The organism is Pseudomonas sp. GL-B-12 (assembly GCF_019955895.1).
Taxonomy (GTDB): Bacteria; Pseudomonadota; Gammaproteobacteria; order Pseudomonadales; family Pseudomonadaceae; genus Aquipseudomonas.
This window is the reverse complement of record NZ_JAHBCX010000009.1, coordinates 81,812-103,092: the sequence shown is the minus strand read 5'-3', so window position 1 is coordinate 103,092 and position 21,281 is coordinate 81,812. Positions and strand designations below refer to the sequence as shown.

At 58.9% G+C, this 21,281-nt stretch carries 21 protein-coding genes and 2 pseudogenes; 12 read left to right on the top strand and 11 right to left on the bottom strand.

What is annotated here, in order from left to right; genetic code table 11:
• Positions 1 to 107 precede the first annotated feature (107 nt).
• Positions 108 to 704, bottom strand: a complete 597-nt coding sequence (locus KGA85_RS05550; RefSeq protein ID WP_223458073.1) for a tRNA-uridine aminocarboxypropyltransferase — start codon at positions 702 to 704, stop codon at positions 108 to 110.
• 5 nt (positions 705 to 709) lie between these two features.
• Positions 710 to 1,603, bottom strand: a complete 894-nt coding sequence (locus KGA85_RS05545; RefSeq protein ID WP_007972518.1) for a LysR family transcriptional regulator — start codon at positions 1,601 to 1,603, stop codon at positions 710 to 712.
• Between the two features lie 334 nt (positions 1,604 to 1,937).
• On the opposite strand from KGA85_RS05545, the gene speB reads away from it, so the two are divergent.
• From speB to KGA85_RS05515, 6 genes are all read left to right on the top strand, one after another.
• Complete coding sequence (gene speB, locus KGA85_RS05540) at positions 1,938 to 2,888, top strand: agmatinase (RefSeq protein WP_008018246.1); 951 nt, start codon at positions 1,938 to 1,940, stop codon at positions 2,886 to 2,888.
• A gap of 9 nt (positions 2,889 to 2,897) precedes the next feature.
• Entirely contained in the window at positions 2,898 to 3,320 is a 423-nt protein-coding gene (locus KGA85_RS05535; RefSeq protein WP_223458071.1) for a YybH family protein, read from the top strand.
• Between the two features lie 55 nt (positions 3,321 to 3,375).
• Entirely contained in the window at positions 3,376 to 4,887 is a 1,512-nt protein-coding gene (locus tag KGA85_RS05530; RefSeq protein ID WP_223458069.1) for a purine-cytosine permease family protein, read from the top strand.
• Between the two features lie 231 nt (positions 4,888 to 5,118).
• The gene (locus tag KGA85_RS05525) at positions 5,119 to 6,498 is read left to right on the top strand and encodes a sodium:solute symporter (RefSeq protein WP_223458067.1); all 1,380 of its coding nucleotides are present in this window, start codon (positions 5,119 to 5,121) and stop codon (positions 6,496 to 6,498) included.
• A gap of 85 nt (positions 6,499 to 6,583) precedes the next feature.
• Positions 6,584 to 7,309, top strand: a complete 726-nt coding sequence (locus tag KGA85_RS05520) for an MBL fold metallo-hydrolase (RefSeq protein ID WP_223533550.1) — start codon at positions 6,584 to 6,586, stop codon at positions 7,307 to 7,309.
• A gap of 70 nt (positions 7,310 to 7,379) precedes the next feature.
• Positions 7,380 to 7,631, top strand: coding sequence for an acyl carrier protein (locus tag KGA85_RS05515; protein ID WP_223458064.1), 252 nt, complete (start codon positions 7,380 to 7,382; stop codon positions 7,629 to 7,631).
• Between the two features lie 86 nt (positions 7,632 to 7,717).
• On the opposite strand, the gene KGA85_RS31110 is transcribed toward KGA85_RS05515, so the two are convergent.
• Positions 7,718 to 7,846, bottom strand: coding sequence for a PA1414 family protein (locus KGA85_RS31110; RefSeq protein WP_007972508.1), 129 nt, complete (start codon positions 7,844 to 7,846; stop codon positions 7,718 to 7,720).
• 135 nt (positions 7,847 to 7,981) lie between these two features.
• Complete coding sequence (gene ptrR / locus KGA85_RS05510; RefSeq protein WP_223458062.1) at positions 7,982 to 8,875, bottom strand: putrescine utilization regulator PtrR; 894 nt, start codon at positions 8,873 to 8,875, stop codon at positions 7,982 to 7,984.
• A gap of 104 nt (positions 8,876 to 8,979) precedes the next feature.
• Here ptrR and KGA85_RS05505 point away from each other — a divergent pair, with 104 nt between their 5' ends.
• Entirely contained in the window at positions 8,980 to 10,161 is a 1,182-nt protein-coding gene (locus KGA85_RS05505) for an MFS transporter (protein ID WP_223458060.1), read from the top strand.
• Here KGA85_RS05505 and KGA85_RS05500 read toward each other — a convergent pair.
• Complete coding sequence (locus KGA85_RS05500; RefSeq protein ID WP_223458058.1) at positions 10,106 to 11,038, bottom strand: DMT family transporter; 933 nt, start codon at positions 11,036 to 11,038, stop codon at positions 10,106 to 10,108. The two genes, KGA85_RS05505 and KGA85_RS05500, sit on opposite strands and share 56 nt — an antisense overlap.
• Positions 11,039 to 11,234: 196 nt before the next feature.
• Positions 11,235 to 12,071: a S1 RNA-binding domain-containing protein gene (locus tag KGA85_RS05495; protein WP_223458056.1), complete on the bottom strand. Its 837-nt coding sequence runs from the start codon at positions 12,069 to 12,071 to the stop codon at positions 11,235 to 11,237.
• Between the two features lie 351 nt (positions 12,072 to 12,422).
• On the opposite strand from KGA85_RS05495, the gene KGA85_RS05490 reads away from it, so the two are divergent.
• The 5 genes from KGA85_RS05490 to KGA85_RS05470 all read left to right on the top strand — a co-directional run bounded on the left by KGA85_RS05490 (position 12,423) and on the right by KGA85_RS05470 (position 16,067).
• Positions 12,423 to 12,611 (top strand): hypothetical protein, encoded by a 189-nt coding sequence (locus KGA85_RS05490; RefSeq protein WP_015096330.1) that lies wholly within the window; start codon positions 12,423 to 12,425, stop codon positions 12,609 to 12,611.
• 208 nt (positions 12,612 to 12,819) lie between these two features.
• Positions 12,820 to 13,542, top strand: a complete 723-nt coding sequence (locus tag KGA85_RS05485; protein WP_223458054.1) for a TorF family putative porin — start codon at positions 12,820 to 12,822, stop codon at positions 13,540 to 13,542.
• A 77-nt stretch (positions 13,543 to 13,619) separates the two neighbouring features.
• A complete protein-coding gene (locus KGA85_RS05480; protein ID WP_223458052.1) occupies positions 13,620 to 14,489 on the top strand; it encodes a DUF6279 family lipoprotein in 870 nt (289 codons plus the stop codon).
• A 190-nt stretch (positions 14,490 to 14,679) separates the two neighbouring features.
• On the top strand, positions 14,680 to 15,414 hold the full coding sequence (locus tag KGA85_RS05475; RefSeq protein ID WP_223458050.1) for a DUF899 domain-containing protein: 735 nt from the start codon (positions 14,680 to 14,682) through the stop codon (positions 15,412 to 15,414).
• A 182-nt stretch (positions 15,415 to 15,596) separates the two neighbouring features.
• Complete coding sequence (locus KGA85_RS05470; protein ID WP_223458048.1) at positions 15,597 to 16,067, top strand: GyrI-like domain-containing protein; 471 nt, start codon at positions 15,597 to 15,599, stop codon at positions 16,065 to 16,067.
• A gap of 17 nt (positions 16,068 to 16,084) precedes the next feature.
• On the opposite strand, the pseudogene KGA85_RS05465 reads toward KGA85_RS05470, so the two are convergent.
• From KGA85_RS05465 to KGA85_RS05445, 5 genes and pseudogenes are all read right to left on the bottom strand, one after another.
• A pseudogene (locus tag KGA85_RS05465) lies at positions 16,085 to 16,647 on the bottom strand (hypothetical protein); the annotation flags it as partial.
• 210 nt (positions 16,648 to 16,857) lie between these two features.
• Complete coding sequence (locus KGA85_RS05460) at positions 16,858 to 17,265, bottom strand: contact-dependent growth inhibition system immunity protein (protein WP_223458046.1); 408 nt, start codon at positions 17,263 to 17,265, stop codon at positions 16,858 to 16,860.
• On the bottom strand, positions 17,262 to 17,558 hold the full coding sequence (locus KGA85_RS05455; RefSeq protein WP_223458045.1) for a polymorphic toxin type 28 domain-containing protein: 297 nt from the start codon (positions 17,556 to 17,558) through the stop codon (positions 17,262 to 17,264). Before KGA85_RS05455 ends, KGA85_RS05460 begins: the two co-directional genes overlap by 4 nt.
• A 38-nt stretch (positions 17,559 to 17,596) precedes the next feature.
• A complete protein-coding gene (locus tag KGA85_RS05450; RefSeq protein WP_223458043.1) occupies positions 17,597 to 17,944 on the bottom strand; it encodes a hypothetical protein in 348 nt (115 codons plus the stop codon).
• Positions 17,941 to 21,276 (bottom strand): annotated as a pseudogene (locus tag KGA85_RS05445) (DUF637 domain-containing protein); the annotation flags it as partial. The gene KGA85_RS05450 and the pseudogene KGA85_RS05445, both read right to left, overlap by 4 nt.
• Positions 21,277 to 21,281 lie beyond the last annotated feature (5 nt).

The window sequence follows — 21,281 nt, the reverse complement described above, 5'->3', positions numbered from 1 at the left end:
TGAGCAGGCTCGCACACATTGGCTCTTCGGTGAACACAATTTTTGTAACCACCGAAAATCCCCTGTGGGAGCGAGCCTGCTCACGATGGGACCAGTATAAACAACAACTATTTCGACCCATGGTTACGCTGGTAAACCTCCTCCCCCATCGCCGCAATCTGCCCCTCGATCAACGCCTCGAACGGCTTCAGCAACGGCGCAAATATCGCCGGTGCTTCGAGGGTTTCCAGCGCCTGCACAATCGCCTCCACCGTCGACAACGCCCCCGGCCCCGGTGCCTTGCGCAGGCGATAACGGGACACTCCGCCTTCGGCCAGCGTCACCCTCGGCAGCGCCGCCAGCAGCGGATTGAGGTGCAGCATCTTGCGCGCCTTGCGCCAGGTACCGTCGGGGACCACCAGCAACAAGGGTTCGTCCGTCGCGGCACAAGCCTGCATAGGTTGGGCATCGTCGCCGGGAAACAGCAACCGCGCCCGATACCCCGGCTGATTCAACAGCGCCGGCAAATCCTCGAACACTTCCCCCACGATCAACTCGGCATTGTTCAAGCCCAACGCCGCCAGACGCGCAGTGTTCAACGCATGATTCACTTCGCTCGGATGCTGCAACAACAGTACCCGGGTGCGGCTGTCGAGGCTGGGAATCAACGGGCACAGGCAATGAGTTTGCGGGCGCAGACAACGCGGACATTGAATTCTGGACATCGTCTTTATGCCTGATTCAGTTGTGCTTTGAGCAGATCACGGAATGTCTGGATCAGCGGCTCGCGGCTACGCCCCCGACGCACGATCATCGAGAACGGCGCCTGATAACCAAAGGTCGCCGGCAGCAACACCCGCAGGTCACCCTTGTCGGCCCAGGCCTGGGCGTAGTGCTCCGGCAAATAGCCGATGTAGGCGCCGGACAGCACCAGAATCAACTGGGCCTCCATACTTTCTACCGTCGCGGCGCTGTGCTTGAAACCGTGGCGCGCCAGTTCGGCCTGGCTCCAGTAGCCACGACCGACCATGCGCTGCTGGGTGATGACTTGCTCGGGGATGCGCCGCTCATTGAACAGCGGATGCCTCGTACTGCAATACAACCAGTGTTGTTCACGGTACAGCGGCATGTACACCAGGCCGCTCATGCGCGTGGAAAACGCGCCGATGGCCAGGTCGAGACGGTTGTCCTGCACCCCGAGTTGCAATTCGTAAGGGCTCATCACCGACAGGTGCAAGTGCACGGCCGGGTGTTCCTGGCTGTAGGCGCCGATGGCCTCGGCAAACGGCAAGGCCTTGTCACTGACAGTGGAATCGATCACCCCGAGGTTCAACGTACCGCGCAACTCGCCCTTGAGGGCGGCGGCGTACTGCTCGAAGCCTTCGAGTTCGCCCAACAGACGCAGGGTTTCCTGATGGAACAACTCGCCCTTGCTGGTCAGGCTGAACCCGCCACGGCCGCGATGGCACAACACCAGGCCGAGGGCTGCTTCGAGCTGGCTCATGTAGGTGCTGATGGCCGACGTCGAGAGATTGAGCTCCTGCTGGGCGTTGGCGAACCCCTGATGGCGCACCACGCTGACGAAGATGCGCAATAGTTTCAGGTCGGGTAAAGCGTTGGCCATGGGGACTCCTGCTCTTGTGGCGAGGGAGCTTGCTCCCGCTCGGCTGCGCAGCAGTCGTAAAACCTGCTCATGTGGTTTGTCTGCCGCACTGAGGTGAATGGTTTGGGGCTGCTTCGCACCCCAGCGGGAGCAAGCTCCCTCGCCACAGGATTCTGCGGAGCACTTTAAGTCTATCGCTGTCCCAGCCATTAGTTTAGAAAAATCTGAACTAAGTATTTGCCCGTAGCGATTCTTCCCGGCCACTACATTTCGCAGAATCGGCCCACAACGGTGCCCGTCCCTTCCGTGAACGGCGCAACCCAATAAATAAAACAACGACGATGAGGCCCTACCCGTGGACAAGATTCTTCACCAACCACTGGGCGGCAACGAAATGCCGCGCTTCGGCGGCATCGCCACCATGATGCGACTCCCCCATTTGAATACCGCTGCCGGCCTGGACGCTGCCTTCGTAGGCGTGCCTCTGGACATCGGTACCTCGCTACGCCCTGGCACCCGCTTCGGGCCTCGTGATATCCGCACCGAATCGGTGATGATCCGTCCTTACAACATGGCCACCGGTGCTGCTCCGTTCGACTCGCTGTCGGTTGCCGACATCGGCGACGTAGCGATCAACACCTTCAACCTGCTGGACGCCGTTCGCATCATCGAAGAAGCCTACGACGACATCCTCGAACACAACGTGATCCCCCTGACCCTGGGCGGCGACCACACCATCACCCTGCCGATCCTGCGTGCCATTCATAAAAAGCACGGCAAGGTCGGCCTGGTGCACATCGACGCTCACGCCGATGTGAACGATCACATGTTCGGCGAGAAAATCGCCCACGGCACGACTTTCCGTCGCGCTGTTGAAGAAGGCCTGCTGGACCCAGACCGCGTCGTGCAGATCGGCCTGCGCGCCCAGGGTTACACCGCTGACGACTTCAACTGGAGCCGCAACCAGGGCTTCCGTGTGGTTCAGGCCGAAGAGTGCTGGCACAAATCGCTGGAGCCTTTGATGGCTGAAGTCCGCGAGAAAGTCGGCGGCGGCCCTGTTTACCTCAGCTTCGACATCGACGGCATCGACCCGGCCTGGGCACCTGGCACCGGCACCCCGGAAATCGGTGGCCTGACGACCATTCAGGCGATCGAGATCGTTCGTGGCTGCCAAGGCCTCGACCTGGTCGGTTGCGATCTGGTAGAAGTCTCGCCCGCTTACGACACCACCGGCAACACCTCGCTGCTGGCTGCCAACCTGCTGTACGAAATGCTCTGCGTACTGCCTGGCGTAGTCCACCGCTGAGGATTGGTCATGAATGAACGTGATCAGGTGCTCAAAGCCGCCGCCGATCTGGTGTCCGCTTTTACCCGTAACGATCGCGAAGTCTACTTCGGCGCGTTCAGCGCCGACGCCAGCTTCGTCTTCTACACCCTCGAACAGCCCCTGCTGTCGCGCGACGCCTATCAGGCGATGTGGGACGGCTGGCGCTCGGAGGATGGCTTCGAGGTGCTCTCGTGCACCTCAAGCAACGCATTCGTCAGCCTGCAGGGTGACGTGGCGATTTTCATCCATGACGTAGCCACCGAGTTGCGCATGCAAGGGGAGCAGCACTTTAGCCAGGAGCGCGAGACGATTGTTTTCAAGAAACAAGCGTCTGGCCAAGAACAACAAGGCCTATGGCTGGCCTGCCACGAACATTTGTCCGCGATGCCGGAAGGGCTGCCAACCCCTTAGCCAACACAGGTGACGCTCACGCACGATGAGCGCGCCTTTATGATCGGAGCTGATCATGAATAACAACAACAAAGACCAAAGCCTTACTCAAATTGAAACCCACGGGGTCGAACAGATCCCGGACAACGAACGCACCGCAGGCCCGACGGACTTGTTCCGGATGATCTTCGGTGGTTCCAACACCTTTGCCACCGCCGTCCTCGGCAGCTTCCCGGTACTGTTCGGCCTGTCTTTCCAGGCGGGCGTCTGGGCGATTGTGCTGGGCGTATTGCTGGGTTCGCTGATCCTCGCGCCAATGGGCCTGTTCGGCCCGATCAACGGCACGAACAATGCCGTGTCTTCCGGTGCGCACTTCGGCGTGCACGGGCGGATCGTCGGCTCGTTCCTGTCGCTGTTGACCGCCATCGCCTTCTTCTCGCTCTCGGTGTGGAGTTCGGGGGATGCGCTGATCGGTGGCGCCAAACGCCTGATCGGCCTGCCGGAAACCGACCTGACCCTGGGCCTTGCCTACGGTCTGTTCGCGATCCTGGTACTGACCGTGTGCATCTATGGCTTCCGCTTCCTGCTGTGGGTCAACAAGATCGCCGTGTGGAGTGCCAGCCTGCTGTTCCTGCTGGGCATCTTCGCCTTCGCCGGTCCCTTCGATGCGAACTACGCCGGCACCGTCAACATGGGGCAACCCGGTTTCTGGGCCGCCTTCATCGGTGCTGCGCTGGTGGCGATGAGCAACCCGATTTCCTTCGGTGCGTTCCTCGGCGACTGGTCGCGCTACATTCCGCGTGACACCTCCAAACGCCGCATCATGGCGGCGGTGGTGATTTCGCAGATCGCGACGTTCATCCCGTTCCTGTTCGGCCTGGCCACCGCGACCATCGTGGCGATCAAAGCACCGGACTACATCGCGGCCAACAACTATGTCGGCGGTCTGCTGGCGGTATCGCCGAGCTGGTTCTTCCTGCCGGTGTGCCTGATCGCGGTGATCGGTGGCATGTCCACCGGCACCACCTCGCTGTACGGCACCGGCCTGGACATGTCCAGCGTGTTCCCGCGGGTGCTGTCGCGGGTCAAGGCCACGCTGCTGATCGGTGTGATGTCGATTGCCTTCATCTTCATCGGGCGCTTCGCGGCCAACCTGGTGCAGAGCGTGTCGACCTTCGCCGTGCTGATCATCACCTGCACCACCCCGTGGATGGTGATCATGATCATCGGCCTGCTGGTGCGTCGCGGCTTCTACTGCCCGGATGACCTGCAAGTGTTCACCCGCGGCGAGAAAGGTGGCCGCTACTGGTTCACCCACGGCTGGAACTGGCGTGGCCTGGGTGCCTGGATCCCGAGCGCGGCCGTCGGCCTGTGCTTCGTCAACCTGCCGGGTCAGTTTGTCGGGCCGCTGGGCGAAATGGCCGGTGGTATCGACATCAGCCTGCCGGTGACCCTGGGCCTGGCTTCGCTGGTGTACCTGGCGCTGCTGAGCCTGTTCCCGGAATCGAGCGCAGTGTTCGGCCCGAACGATTCACGCAGCCAGAGCACGGATTCGCTCGCTAAACCGGCGATGCGTCAAGCCGCCTGATTTTTTGAAGACAGGGCCATGAGGTGACCTCTGTGGCGAGGGAGCTTGCTCCCGCTCGACTGCGAAGCAGTCGCAAAACAGGCTAATGGGTTTTTCCTGAAGAAACGCCTTTGCAGGGTTTGGGGCTGCTTCGCAGCCCAGCGGGAGCAAGCTCCCTCGCCACAAAAACCACCCCATAGCCATAACGCAACTTAGTTCCACCATAAAAAAGACAATCGGAGACACGCAACAATGGCTTTGGATTTATTCGTCGTACTCATCTACGCCGCCGCGATGCTGATACTCGGCTACTACGGCATGCGCAAGGCCAAGACCAACGAAGACTTTTTGGTCGCCGGTCGTAACCTCGGCCCAAGCCTGTACATGGGCACCATGGCTGCCACCGTCCTGGGTGGCGCGTCCACCGTGGGCACCGTGCGTCTGGGCTACGTGCACGGCATCTCCGGTTTCTGGCTGTGTGCGGCGCTGGGTTGCGGGATCGTGGCGCTGAACCTGTTCCTCGCCAAACCGCTGCTGAAACTGAAGATCTACACCGTTACCCAGGTCCTGGAAAAACGCTACAACCCGATGGCCCGCTCGGCGAGCGCGGTGATCATGCTGGCCTACGCGCTGATGATCGGCGTGGTTTCGATCCTGGCTATCGGCACCGTATTGCAAGTGCTGTTCGGCCTGCCATTCTGGGTGTCCGTTCTGCTCGGCGGTGGCGTCGTGGTGATCTACTCGGCCATTGGCGGCATGTGGTCCCTGACCCTGACCGACATCGTCCAGTTCGTGATCAAGACAGTCGGCCTGATGTTCATACTGTTGCCGATCTGCCTGTACCGCGTTGGCGGCTGGGATGAGTTGGTATTGAAACTGCCGGCAACCGCCTTCAGCTTCACTACCATCGGTTGGGACACCATCATCACCTACTTCATGATCTACTTCTTCGGGATCCTGATCGGTCAGGACATCTGGCAACGGGTGTTCACCGTCAAGACCGCTGAAGTGGCTCAGGTTGCCGGTACTGCTGCCGGTATCTACTGCATCGTTTATGGTCTGGCCTGCGCCCTGATCGGCATGGCCGCTCACGTGCTGATCCCGGATCTGGATAACGTCAACAACGCCTTCGCCGCCATCGTCAAACTGTCGCTGCCGGACGGTATCCGTGGTCTGGTGATTGCTGCTGCACTGGCCGCCATGATGTCCACCGCCAGCGCCGGCCTGCTCGCCGCTGCCACCACCCTGACCGAAGACCTGCTGCCGAAACTGCGCGGCGGTAAACAGTCGAGCCTGGGCCTGAACCGCCTGGTCACCATGCTGACCGGTATTGTGGTGCTGGGTATCGCTCTGGTCGTGAACGACGTGATCAGCGCCCTGACCCTGGCGTACAACCTGCTGGTAGGCGGCATGCTGATCCCGCTGATCGGTGCGATCTTCTGGAAACGTGCCACCACCGCCGGCGCCATCGCCAGCATGGGCATGGGCTTCGCCACTGCCCTGCTGTTCATGTTCAAGGATGGTCTGGATGCCAACAGCCCGATCTACTACAGCCTCGGTGTAGGCCTGGTGAGTTTCGTGCTGGTGAGCTTGATGTCCCGCCGCCCGGCAGCAGTGGCCAGCGCTGCCTAAGCTGAACATAACGACTTGATGCTTTCTTCGACGGGTGTGGTGTCGGTTGCCACACTCGTTTTTTTTCGCCTGGAGAAAATGAACTATGAAGATTGTTTCTCGCAACCAGTGGTTCGAGGTGAAACCACTCAGTGACGGCATCCGCTTGATTCACGAGCCGTACATCCGCCCCTTCTACCGCTGCAACCTCTGGCACATCCAGGGCCGTGACAAAGACCTGCTGCTGGACAGCGGCTCGGGCCTGGTCAGCCTGCGCGAGCAACTGCCGTGGATCACTGAACGGCCGCTGGTGGCCGTGGCCAGCCACTGCCATTTCGATCACATCGCCGGTCATCACGAATTCGCTGAACGGCTGGTGCACCCGGCCGAGGCGGACATTCTCGCCGCACCCGATGGCGACAACGACCTGAGCAAAGCCTTCGTCGGCGACGACATGTTCGAGGCGCACCCTGATTGCCCGCTGTGCTACGCCAAATACCGGGTCAAGGCCGCACCGGCCACGGGGTTTGTCGAAGACGGAGATGTGCTGGACCTGGGCAATCGGGTGTTGCACGTCGTGCACACACCGGGACACTCACCGGGCGGCATCTGCCTGTACGAAGCCGCCACCGAGACCTTGTTCAGCGGCGACATCATCTACGACGGCCCGCTGATCGAAGACGCCTACCACTCCAACCTCGATGACTACGCGCGCAGCCTGCAACGCTTGCGTGAGCTGTCGATCCGCACGGTGCATGGCGGGCATTTCGGCAGTTTTTCCGGGGAGCATTTGCGCAGCATGATTGACGAATGGCAGCGCTCACACGGCTAAAGCCTGCTGTACTCAACGGCAGGACCTGCACCGGCAGGGAGACCTACACCCACCTCCTCGAAGAACGATCATGAAAGAAGCTGCCCTTCGTGCTGTCGTACATCGCTACATCAGCCGCCTGCTGGAAGGCCGGGATAACTTCGACGACAACGCCAGCCTGGCGCAATTGGGATTGGATAAAAAAGATATCGAAGAGCTGATCTTCCATCTGGAAGATGAACTGGGTGTAACGGCGTTTACCGCGGAGGAAGACCGGATGCTCAAGACCGTCAGGACGGCGAATGATTTGAGCCGGTTTTTGCTGGAGATTGGGCGGTACTAAGGCTGGCGATCAAACGTACACGAAGCGGCAAGGGAGTTTGCTCCCTCGCCACGGAAAACCTTTCACCTGTCAGATGTTATCTGCCATTACCGGCGACGCTGCTGGCGTCGGCGCTGTTCGTCGTCAGTACGAACAGGCACGGGTTGCAGAGGCGGTTCGATCAAACCGAGAGCCACACCCAGGTCATGCAGCCAGTTTTGAATTTTCTCTTTCATGGTGCCCCCTTCAGGGTAGTGCCGAGCGGCCAAAGTTCTGTAGCCCCTTCGCACTGATAATAGTCCGAAGTCCTGTGCAATGCTCGCGCAAAGTCGCAATGATCTGTTACTGAATCAATCACAATCAGCCTGTGTTCAGGCAATTTCCTGCGCCCGCACCCGTGCCGGCGGAAAAACCACCTGTTGCTGCTCGATCCAGGCATTCAGGTTGGCCCCGACCATGCCCTTGCGCCACATCAGCCAGGTGGTAGCGCTGGCGAACGGTTCGGCCAACGGATGCACGGCCACACTCTCGCGGCCCGGCAGACTGGCGAGCATCGACTCCGACATCAGCGCCACGCCGGAACCGGCAATCACACACGCCAGCATCCCCGGATAGGACTCGATCTCCATCGCCCGGCCCATGGCCGCATGGTCATGGGCGAACCAGGCTTCCAGGCGCATGCGGTAGGAGCAGCCTTGGCGAAAGGTGAACACCGAACGACCTTGCACATCCAGCGCGCTACGCACGGGTGGATGGTCGGCCTCGCTGATCAGCACCAGGCGCTCGTCGCACAAGGGCACCCCGTCGAGCCCGGCCAGTTCCAGGGGGCCATCCACCAGCGCCGCATCGAGTCGACCGGTGAGCAGGCCTTCGAGCAATTCACCGCTGGGGCCGGATTGCACTTGCAGGTTCACCGCCGGATACAAACGGTGGTAGTGCGCCAATAGCCCCGGAAGGTGAATCGCTGCCGTGCTGTACATGGTGCCGAGCACGAAGTCGCCCGCCGGTTGCCCACCCTGCACTGCCGCGCTGGCTTCATCGCGCAAGGCAAACAGCCTGGCGGTGTAGTCCAGCAGGACTTTTCCCGCAGGCGACAACTGCAAGCGCTGACGCTCGCGCAGGAACAGTTCGACACCCAGTTGCTCTTCCAGCTGTTTGAGCCGGGTCGACAGGTTCGACGGCACTCGATGCAGCCGTTCGGCGGCCCGGGTGATGGACCCTTCTTCCGCCACCGCCTGGAAGATGCGCAATTGGCTGAATTCCACGACATTCTCCAAAAAAGAACAAGTTACTCACTATTATTCATTTTTAAAGAAAGTCAATCAGTCCTAGCCTGACGGTCATTGATCCTCCAGACGGAATCCAGACCATGTCTCCCCTGATCCGCTTATCCGCCAGTTTCGTTGCCCTGATGATGGCCATGGGCATCGGCCGTTTTGCCCTAACACCGCAACTGCCGCACCTGCTCAGCGAAGGCCAGATCGACCTGACCGCCGCCGGGCTGATTGCCGCCGCCAACTACCTCGGGTATTTCATCGGCGCGGTGGACGCCATGTTTTCCCGACGTCCCGCGCAAGTGCGCCGACGCTTGCTCGGCGGACTGTGGCTCTGCGTGCTGCTGACCCTGGCGTCGTTCTGGGCCAATGGTTTCTGGTCGCACCTGCTCCTGCGTTTCGGCACCGGCGTGGCCAGTGCCTGGGTGCTGGTGATGATTACCGCCCTGAGCCAGCCACTCGCGGCAGAGGCCGGTCGTCCTCGGCTCGGCGCCCTGGTCTTCGCCGGACCGGGGTTGGGGATTTTTCTGACAGGTTTGTTGGCCCTGGCCTCGAATCTGCTGGGCCAGACTTCCGCCACCTTGTGGCTGGTGTATGCCGCCGCAGGACTGGCGATGTTGCTGGGGATCCTGCCGTTCCTGCCACAACCGGCTGTCACCGCGACGGCTGCGCCCAGTGCCAGCGCGTCGGGCAATCAAGGCATCGCTCGCCTGGGCTGGATCTATGGCTTGTACGGATTGGGCTACATCATTCCGGCGACCTTTTTGTCGCAAATGGCCAACGCGCAATTCCATGGCCAATGGCAGGCCGACCTGTTCTGGCCATGCTTTGGCCTGGCGGCGGCAACCGGCGTGGTGCTGGTGAGTCTGCGGCGGCAAAAACCTGGCGCAACGAGTCACTGGTTGATGGCGACGTTATGGCTGCAAGCCGCTGGCGTGTTCGCCTGCCTGCTGGGCAACGGGCCAGGCTTGGCGTTGGGTGTGGTCCTGTGCGGCACGCCGTTCCTGGCCTGCATGCAACTGGTGATGCAACGCTCCCGGGAACTGGCGCCCCATGCCACCCAGCGCAATGCCGGCCTGCTGACAGCCTGTTTCGCCGTGGGCCAGCTCAGCGGGCCATTGCTGGCGGCGCTGAGCAGTCATTTCAGTGGCGGTTTGCAGCCGGCACTGGTGGTCGCCGGCTGCGGCTTGCTGATCGCCGGCGGTCTTTTGCTCGCGCCGGTCAGTACTGCCCGAGGGCTTTGCGCAAACGACGGCGCAACCACTGCTCGGCGCTGACAAAAGTGATGCCCGCCAATACCAGCACGGCACCGATGACGAAGTTCAGGCTCAGTTCCTCACCGAGCAGCACCACACCGAAGGTGACGCCGAACAACGGCGTCATGAACGAAAACACCGCGAGGTTGGCCGCCAGGTAACGGCGCAGCAGCCAGAACCAGATCAGGTAACTGAAGAACGACACGACCACGCCCTGAAACAGCACACTGGCCACCGCCACGCTGGTCAGGCTGACATGGCTGATCTGACCGCTGAGCAGCGCAATCAACAACAAGCCGAAGAAGCCGACAATCAACTGATAGAACAGCGTCAGGGTCACCGGCGCTTCCGACAGGCGCGAGGCGCGCACCACCACCGTGGTCGCGCCCCAAGCGGCACCCGCCAGCACACCCAAGGCATCGCCCATCAACATGCGGTAATCAAGGTTGTCCCAGGACACCCCGCCAGCAAACGCAATGGCAATTCCGATAAAGGCCAGGACAATCCCCAGCCATTGCAACGGCCGCAAACGCTCACTGGGCAGCAACCAGTGCACACCCAATGCGGTGAAGATCGGCGCGGTGTAGAGGAACACCGACATGTGCGCCGCCGTGGTCAGTTGCAGGCCTTCGGAAATGAAGAAGAACTCCAGGCCGAACAAGGCGCCGGCCAACAGACCGCCGCGCCAGGTCGCACCCACCTGGTTCCAGCCGCCCTTCCAGCAGATCAGCAGCCCGACCAGCAACGCCGACATACCGGAACGTCCGGCCGCCTGCATCACCGGCGCGATATCGGCCGCGGCCCACTTGATCATCACCTGCTGCACGCCCCAGACCAGGCACAACCCGACCATCACTTGCAGGGCAAACCCGTCGGCGCTGCGCCGGGTGGCGCTCACCGAAACACCTCGAGGACACAATCCATGGCAAAGACTCGGCAGAAAAAAAGCAAAACCCCGGCCTTCTCGTTGAAAAGAAAACACCGGGGCGAAGAATCATGTTGTCGATTATTAACCAGAAGGCCAGAAAATGCCGCCCGCCAGAGACCTCTACTTCTCTGCTTGCGCCATCCTGGCCCTCTGTCTTGTCAGCGTATCAACTGAGTTCGATACGATCGGCATGAATGACAATCTGGCCATTCTTGTACAACGTACCAATGGCCTTCTTGAAGTTGCCCTTGCTGACACCGAACAGGCTGCTGATCAACGCCGGATCGCTCTTGTCGCTCACCGCCAGGGTGCCGTTGTTTTCACGCAACTTGGCGAGGATCTTCGAGTTCAGGCTGGTGGCCGCTTCCTGGCCGACCGGTTGCAGGCTCAGACTGATCTTGCCGTCGGCGCGAACTTCCTTGATAAAACCTTTTTCTTCTTTACCGGCGCGCATGAACTTGAAGATTTCGTTCTTGTGGATCAGGCCCCAGTGCTTGTTGTTGATGATGGCCTTGAAGCCCATGTCCGTGGCTTCGGCCACCAGCAGATCCACTTCCTGACCCGCGGTGTAGTTGGCCGGGGTCTTGTCCAGGTAGCGGTCCAGGCGCGCGGTGGCGGTGATGCGACGGGTGTGCTTGTCGAGATAGACGTGCACCACCACATACTCGCCCGCCGTCATCTGACGCTTCTCTTCGGAGAACGGCAGCAACAGGTCTTTCGGCAACCCCCAGTCCAGGAATACGCCGATGCTGTTGACTTCAACAACTTTCAAACTGGCGAATTCACCAACTTGAACTTTCGGTTTTTCAGTAGTTGCGATGAGTTTGTCATCGCTGTCCAGATAAATAAAAACGTTGAGCCAGTCTTCATCTTCGCTAGGAATATCTTTTGGAATATAACGATTAGGCAGAAGGATTTCGCCATCCGCACCACCGTCCAGATATAAACCGAAGTTAGTGTGTTTAACCACTTGCAAACTGTTGTAACGCCCGACTAAAGCCATGTCCAATACCCTCATTGCGTGGGCGGCATTCTACCCGGTTTTAAGCGCTGCGTTTGGCAGCCGGCCCGGTGGCGCAAGAAAATCCTCTGAAACCCTTAATTTTCCCGGGGTTTCATCCCGCGCCTGGCCGCTCGTCAGGCCGATCCGGGCATTTACGCCATGCCCAGGCAAGCCTAACGCGGTATTTTTGCGGGCAATGTTTTTAGTTAAAACAGCGGCTTAGGTGCTTATTTCGAATATTGGCCGACGACTAATTACCCCGCCCTCACGAATATGCCGAGGGGATATTTGCCAAGCAATTATCAGGTAATTCCTGTACGATGCCTGGCCAAGTTAATTTTCTATAGGTTAATGGCCGCCATGCGTGTAAAAGCATCCACCAGCAAAGCAAAGCCAGCTCCAGCCGTCGAAACCAGCGAATCGATCAACAGCCAGATCGCTGCGTTCCTCAAGTCCGGCGGTGAAATCCAGCAAATTGCCAAAGGCGTCAGCGGCCAGACGTTCGGCCCGTCCAAGCAGATCACCCTGGGCAAAAAGTAATCCCCTCGCGTCACCTGGTCCCAAAGCGCTTTGAGCTTCGAAGCGCTTGGACTGGAACCCTCGCTTCTCCCCTGCGCCACACTATCAAATCCTCTGAAAATCGACGAACGGCCTTCATTGCCGATCATTCGCCGGTATCCTTGCACGCGTCTGGATCAAGCGTTCCAGCGGGCTCACCAGCCTGCCCTCGCTGTTCATGGAGTGACGCATGTTCAAACCTTTCTATCTATCGGCATTGCTCGCCAGCCTGCTGGCCTGCTCCGTAGCACACGCACAAATCTTTCAGCGTGAGCTGGGGGGCTTCGACCTCAAGCTAGGCACCACCCCCACCCGCAGCATGGCCCAAGGCCTGGTCAAACCCTCGGCCGTCGGCTCGTTCCACGGCGGCCTGGACCTGAGCCACGACAGCGGTTTCTACGTGGGCCAATGGTCGCCCAGCATGGGCATCAGCCCGGGGAAAAACCTCGAGATCGATTCCTACATGGGCTTTAAACAACCCTTCGACCAAACCCTCGGCTACGAAGTGGGCCTGATCCGCTACAGCTACCCGGAAGTCACGACACCCGACAGCCAGGAACTGTTCGGCGGCCTGACCTTGCTCGGCAGCCGTTTCGGCATCGCCTTCAGCGACGACCCGGACAAACAGAACAACACCCTGTTCGCTGACTTGAGCGGTAATCAACCGTTCGGTGTCGGTATCAGCCTGAAATACACCGCCCACCAATTCAATACGCCAGTGGCGGTGGATGGCGGGTATGTAGGCAGTTTTACCGATTGGTCGCTGAAATTGTCCCGCCCGTTCATGGGCGTCGACCTCGACCTGATCTACAGTGACTCCAGCCTGAGCGGCAGCGGTTGCTCGGCCTATGCCGGACACAACAGCCAATGCGACGGGCTGGTTACACTCAAGGCCGAACGCCCGTTCTATTGATCGGCTGAACTGCCGGGCTCCTCCCGGGTTCACATGAGAATCAGACCCCGAAGGCTGGCTTTCGCAAGGATTCGCCCATGTCCCGCTGGTTCAAACATATCGCCTTTGTGCTGACCATCGCCCTCACCCTCGGCGCGTGCAGCCGCGTGGGCCTGGCCTACCGCAATCTCGATGTGATCATCCCGTGGACGCTCAGCGACTACCTGGACATGAACGGCGAGCAAAAAAGCTGGCTGAACGAACGCCTGAAGGAACACCTGAGCTGGCACTGCACCACCCAATTGCCCGGCTACCTCGACTGGCTGGACCGCCTGCAAACCATGATCGCCACCAACCAGGTCACCGATGCCGCCTTGCAGGCCCGCGCCCACGAAGCCGAACAGGCGATCGCCGAGACCGCGCGGGAAATCACCCCGTCGGCCATCGAGTTGCTGCAAGGGCTGGATGACAAGCAAGTCGCCGAAATGAACGACGCCTTTGCCAAGGACCAGCGCAAACGCCAGGAGGAATACCTCAAACCTTCCCTCGACCAGCAGATCAGGGAACGCGGCGCACGCATGGAGAAGCGCCTGAATGACTGGCTCGGGCCACTGAGCACCACCCAGCAACAGCGGGTAGCCACATGGTCCAGCGCCCTGGGCGAGCAGAACACCCAGTGGCTTGCCAACCGCGTCCATTGGCAGAAGCAGTTCAGTGCGGCCGTTGCGCAACGCCAGAGTCCCCAATTCCCACAACGCATCGAGACACTTCTGGTCAATCGCGAGAGCTTGTGGACACCCGCCTATCATCAGGCCTTTGCCAACACCGAGGCCCAGGCGCGTTCACTGTTCGTGGATCTGATGGCTGAAAGCACGTCGAACCAGCGTGAACGCTTGCTGAAGAAAATTGAAGGTGTGAGGAAGGACTTCAGCGACTTGAAGTGCCTGAAAGCGGCGAAACAAGGCTGACTGCAACACAAGTCCCATGTGGGAGCGAGCCTGCTCGTCCAGCACCTGTCGCTGGTGATCATTGCCGGGAATACTGCTGTCCATCAGCCGGGCATTTGCTGACGACCGACCGGCGGCATGTCGAAATCCACGCAAGCCAAACGACTAGGCTGTGTAAGTCACCTCCCCGCCCCACGCAGGAGAAATCAATATGAACATCCAGAACCATCCCGTCGTGTCGCGGGAAGAATGGCTCGCCGCCCGCAAACAGCACCTGGCCCGCGAGAAAGCCTTCACCAAGGAAAGGGACAAGCTCAGCGCCGAACGCCGTGCCCTGCCCTGGGTTAAAATCGACAAGGACTACCGCTTCCAGGGGCCCAACGGCGAACTGAAACTGGCGGACCTGTTCGGTGGCCGCAGTCAGTTGATCATCTACCACTTCATGTTCGCCGAGGGTTGGGACGAGGGCTGCCCCGGTTGCTCGTACCTGAGCGATCACATCGACGGCGCCAACCAGCACCTGGCCCACCATGACGTGGCCGTGGTAGCGGTTTCCCACGCACCTTTCGCTGAATTCCAGGCGTTCAAGCGGCGCATGGGCTGGAAGTTCGACTGGGTGTCGTCAGCAGGATGCGATTTCAACTACGACTTTGGCGTCTGTGCCCGAGCCGAAGAGGTCGCCGCCGGAAAGGCTACGTACAACTACGAAAAAACCGACGGCTCCGAGGAAGAACTCCCCGGTCTCAGCGTGTTTTATCGCAACGAAGCCGGCGAAATTTTCCATACCTACTCCACCTACGCCCGAGGCCTGGACCTGCTGGTCGGCGCCTACAACTACCTCGACCTGACGCCCAAGGGTCGCAACGAGGAGGAAATCATGGAGTGGGTGCGGCATCACGACAAATATGAGGAACAGGAGAAGTCGAGCTGCTGTCATGGTGGTTAGCCCCCCAGGCACCGAGGCGCGGCCTTCGCGGGCAAGCCACGCTCCCACAGGTTTTGTGTTGTACACAAGATATGTGCTCACACCAGGCCCCTGTGGGAGCGGCGGTGCGGCGATCCGACTTGCCCGCGAAGAGGCCCGACCATTCAACACAAAGTCCCCAGATTAGAAACAAGGCCAAGACAATGAACGTCACCCTCAAAACCCTGCCCCCCGCCCGTGTCGCCTACCTGCGCTACACCGGCCCCTACGGCCCGGAAATCGGCACCTTCTGGCGCGAAACCGTCGCCCCCTGGATGATCGAAAACAACCTGCTCAACCGCGTGCGCTACGGCATCGGCCACGACGACCCCAGCGCCACGCCAGCGCAATACTGCCGCTACGACGCCTGCGTCGAAGTGCCCGCCGACTTCGAACCCAAATACCCGCTCGCCGTCACCCACCTGCCCGGCGGGCGCTACGCCGTCGCTCACTTCAAAGGACCGGCCAGTGAAATCCCGGCGGCGTGGGGTGAGTTGTGCGGACAGTGGATGCCGGAAAGCGGATTGGCCTACGACCAGCGTCCGGGTTTCGAACGGTACCCGGTGGAGGCTTCCTACGATGAGAACACCGGCGTGATGGAAATGGACATGTGCATCGCAATAAAAGACCAATAGTCCCCAAAACCCTGTGGGAGATCATTGCCCGCGGTGGCCGATAGGTTGTGGGTAGCGCGCAAGGTGCCGGTGTTGTTCAGGTCCTGGCCGGCGATCAGGGTGACGTCGCTGCCCTGGATCAGCGCACCGTTGGCGGCCAGGCGGTTGTTGGCGTTGGCCAGGTACAGCACCGGCACCAGCACCTGTTCGCCGTTCACCACGGCGTTTTCCATCCAGACAATGTCGTGGGTCAGCGCCGCGACTTGCTCGGCCGTCAGGCTGACGCCCAGCGCCAGGTTGAGTTCCTGTTTACTGGCGATGGCGTTGTTCATCAGGTACTTGAACAGCGCTTCGTCCGAGGTCTGGCCGTCGATAAACCGCTGACCGGTACGCGCCACGACGGCCTGCTGGATCAGGCGCTGTTCATACAGACCATCGCCCAGTCGCTTGGCGCTGTTGTCCGGGTCGTAACCAAAATTGGACAGCAGGTAATCCGAGCTCAGAACTGCTTGAGGTCGGTGAGGACCGGGTTGGTTTCGATCAGGTATTTATGGGCGTTGCTCGACGCTTTGATGTCCGGTAGGACGGTAACACGGCTGACGGGGCGGTTATCGGAAATAGCGGACAGATCTATTTACTGGTCATCACACAAACCAAACAAATAAATCCGTCCCCTTTTCTGTCCCCTTTTCTCTTCTTTTCTCTTGGGAGACAGTAATCAGTAGCGTATTAAACATGCACGACGCTAAGCGCTGGACACAAGCTGCGACTAATCAAATTTACCCGGCGCAATTTCGATACCTTTTGTACCTTATGAGCTATTACCCATTAACTCCCCAAGCATCCTCTTCAAATTTGAAGAATCCCTTAATAGCTCAGCATCGCTAGTTAAATGTTTTACTTCATTCAAAGCACAGACTGTTTGCAGCATCGCATTTGAGCTCGCTTGCCAGTAACACGTATTCACACCTGCAAGAGCGGCTATCAGCTCACCGTCATACCGCTCTCCCGCCAGAACATCATCGTTTAATAGGGCTACCGCAATAGGAAGTATCTCGCAAACAAAAAGACCCTGTCTTAATGTGCGACACACATCCCCTACGCTTAACTGCTCTAGAGGGGTGTCGCGCACCGACAAATACCACTCGGTTAAAGGCGATGGATGATTTTCAGGCAACCAATAATTTGGAGCTTCTTTTTCTAAATCGCGAAACTTCATATCCCCGCACCATTTAAAGCTGACTCAATACGATTAATAGAATCTATTGCTCTTTGACGTGCAGCTTGCGCTGCAGGATCACTCACACCCTTTAGAGGGCCTGCATGGTTTCGTAATCCTCGAAGCATGTCGTTCATCTCTTTCAAGTGATCCCAATAACCGCCACCCGGCTTCGGAACAGGAGTACCGGCCATATCCTTTAAGGTACCCGTGATATCGCTATCTTTGAAGTTACTGAGAATATTGTCAATTTTGCTGATAGCTCTTTGTTGTCCTTGGCTCAGTTTCGCCAAAGAATCCCCAGTCCCTTTTGCACCACTAGAGAAAACCTCTAGCTAGCGTAATTTTCCTTCATCAGATCAATCGCAACCTCGAGCTTTCGGCGGCTCTCAATGGAAAGGCGACGCTCCTTATATTTATTTAAATCTAACACTTCGACTGATACGTCTTCCAAGTCACTACTTAATCGCGAGATTTCTACAGTTGCAATACGATCTAAGTCGATCAGCACCCAGTAAATATCCTCGGCCTGTTCAGGAATCCAGTTTACGATCAGAGCAAAAGACAACCAGGGAAACGCCGCTTTAAGAGCAGCCAACAGCAGAGGATTAGTGTCCCCTGAAAACAGCGACGCCATAGAGCTCAGCAAATCCGCTCGCACATGGTCACGAGAGCTCATTTGAGCACCCCTGGGAATGCTGTTACTAGATTCCCAAATTTATCAGTCATAACAGTCATTATCGAGGTTGACTGTCCACCACTGAATTTATCCGTACCAATAGAACGCCCAACTTCAACTTCGCGCACATAGCGCACACCATCAGCACTGTCTACCATTCGTGTGACAGGTGTACTCACAACCGTTTTGCTTTGCAGAAGACCACGCAACTCAGGCTCCCCGATAGAAAACTGGCTTGCATTTACTTTGCCCGACAAGTGACGTGAAGCCAAGTGCTCCATACCATCATTAGCTAAGTTGACTCGGGACTGGACTCGACCAGGAACACCTTCCAAGGTATTCAAAGGTCCTTTTGCACCTCCCTCCGCCAACGCCGCACCGAACTTTTTCTCCAAGGCCTCCAGAATCTCTTTGCCTACCGGGCCAGAGATGGCAACCGCCGCTTTACCCTTCCCTGTTGGCGTGGGGAAAAACAGGTCAATGCCCAGCCCGACAATTTGCTCCGTCAGAGTCGGCTCAAAGAAAATTTCACGAAGATCCCCAGGAGAGAATTGATTCAGAAATTCAACAGTTCGAGGGTTCAGCTTCGCAGGGTCTTTTTCACCATCGGCAATTTTCTGCAGGTCTGCCAGTACATCCTGTGGCTGCAGATCCACAAACTGGTTTTGCTCATGCAGAGTAGCGAAGCCTTTCTCCAAACGGGCTGCTGCCTCTCTATGCACTTGCTGATTGTAACGCTCGGCATTGCCCGCCACCCAGCTTGCAATCTCTGGATCGCCACTACCCATGGCGCCAGCCAGGACACCGATAATCTGAGCGGTGCCCACCTTGAATTGATCATCGGTGGCAAAACGCGAATCCAGATAGTTACCCAAGGCCTCGGTTGTAATCGCATTCAGGCCCTCCACCGCCGCACCTGCCAGGGCTCCGGTCTTGAAGTCGCCCCCTCTTGCCGCTGAAAGTGCACCTCCCAAGATCGCATGCATCAGTATTTTCTGTGCCGACCCTGGATCGACGTTCAAATGATCGGCAAGGTCTCCAACCTGTTTATTACCAAAGGCAGCGGCAAGATCCAGGCCTTCAGAGACCAGAGAGGTACCCAGATTGTCTTTTAAACTGCCTCCATTGATGGCGGTGTTGATCGAGCCTACAACCAGTGCATGTGCCGTGCTGCGCAGGACATTCTGACTGACGGTGTTCCAATCCAGCATGCTTGCCGAGTAGCCGGGATTCATGACCCCGTCCGCTTTCAGAATGAGCGCTCCATCGGTACTCCAGCCACTCACCATCCCATCAAGACCATTCAACGCATAGCCGGTAGCAAATTGCGTGGCATAACCCTTGATTGCATCTTTGCTGACGGTAGCTTTCAGGCCCGCCCCCAAATCGCCACCGTTGTTCACGGTACCCACTGTAAAGTTGGTGGCCATCGCCCCCATCAAAGGACCGAGAAACATGCTGGCGACAATGGCAATGACTAACGCAGATGCAGCCCCGAGTCCGGAGTTGTCATATTTCCAGCTGTCATGGATTTCCTTGACCAACCTCCAATCGACCTGACCGTTGGCTTCCGCCTGTTTTATCCACGCTAGTTCGGGCTCAGCTTTCACCATTGCATCAATGGTTTCACTAACGGTTTTCTGATCAATCTGTTTTATGTCGATCGTGATTTTTCCAGCGGCCCTCATCGCCAGCTCGCCCTGAGCCACCAGTTGGCTTTGGCGCAGGGTCTCGTCGGTGTTGCCCTTGCCTTTCGATGAGGTCCAGAACGCATCACCATTGCTCTTGGTATGGCTTTCATCATGAACGTCCTTCACCGCCTCGAAAGTGATGCTGCCACCACTGTCCAGCGTGATGTCCTTGCCACCCTCCAGCTTCGCCACCTGATAGCGCTGATCCCCACCGCTTTTCAGCGTCAGGTCACCGCCGGTGGTGATTTCGCTGCCGATGTTTTTCACATCGGTGACTTCATCGTGTTGGGTTTTCTTGGCGCCGAAAGAGCCCTTTTTCTTCATGTCGTACAGCGAGTAATCGCTGTCCTGTGCGGCCAGCAACTCAAGATTGCCGCCCGCCACCAGATAGGCTTCGTCGCCGGCGCTGACCCGACTGGAGAGCAGGGTCAGGTCCTGGCCGGCGCTCAGGGCGACGTTGCCGCCGGCGGTGAGGCTGGTGCCGACCTGGCTGACGTGGTCTTCCTGCGTCGTGACTTTTTTGGTTTTGCTGTAGCTATGCCCCTCGTCCGCTGCCGAGGCCAACGTGAGGTTGTCCGTGGCGGCCAGGGCGATGTCGCGCTTGGCGTTGATCTGGCTGGCGATGACGCTGATGTCACGCCCCGCATTGACCGAGAGGTCACGACCGGCGCTGACGGAGCCACTCATCTGGGTGATGTTTTGCTCGAGAAAGCTGCTGCCGTTCGCAAGCTTGTTTTCGGCCTGCGCGGACACCACGTTCACATCCCGACCGGCGTTGATCGTAGTGTCGCGGCCGCTCTGGAGCACCCCGCCGATGTTGTTGACGTCACGACCGGCCTTGATGGTCAGGTCGTTGGCGGCTTCGATGCGGGCGGCGCTATCGGCGTACGCGCGGCCGGTGCTGAAATCACCGTTGCTGGCTTGCGCGGCGGTCACGCTGCGTTCGTTGATCACGTCACCGTTGACGGCAGTAAGGGTGACGTCACGGCCCGCGATGATGCCGCCGGCCGTGTTGACGAGGTTGTTCCCCGCCAGCAGGTCGAGGCGATTGCCGGCTTCGGCCAGGCCGCTGTTGACCAGGTCATTGCCCGCGGTGGCCGACAGGTTGTGGGTGGCGCGCAGAGTACCGGCGTTGTTCAGGTCGTGGCCAGCGATCAGGGTGACGTCGCTGCCCTGGATCAGTGCCCCGTTGGGTGCCAAGCGATTGTTGGCGTTGGCCAGGTACAGCACCGGCACCAGCACGTCCTCGCCATTGACCTGCATGGTTTCCATCCAGACGATGTCGTGGGTGAGTGCTGCGACCTGTTCGGCGGTGAGGGATACGCCAAGCGACAGATTCAACGTCTCCTTGCTGGCGATGGCGTTGTTCATCAGGTACTTGAACATGGCCTCGTCCGAGGTCAGGCCGTCGAGAAAGCGTTGACCGGTACGGGCGACCACTGCTTGCTGAATCAGGCGTTGTTCATAAAGGCCATCGCCGAGGCGCTTGGCGCTGTCGTCGGGTTCGTAGCCGAGGTTGCCCAGCAGGTAATCCGAGCTCATGAACTGCTTGAGGTCGGTGAGGACCGGGTTGGTTTCGATCAGGTATTTGTGAGCGTTGCTCGGCGCGTTGATGTCCGTTAGGCCGGTAACACGGAGGACGGGGC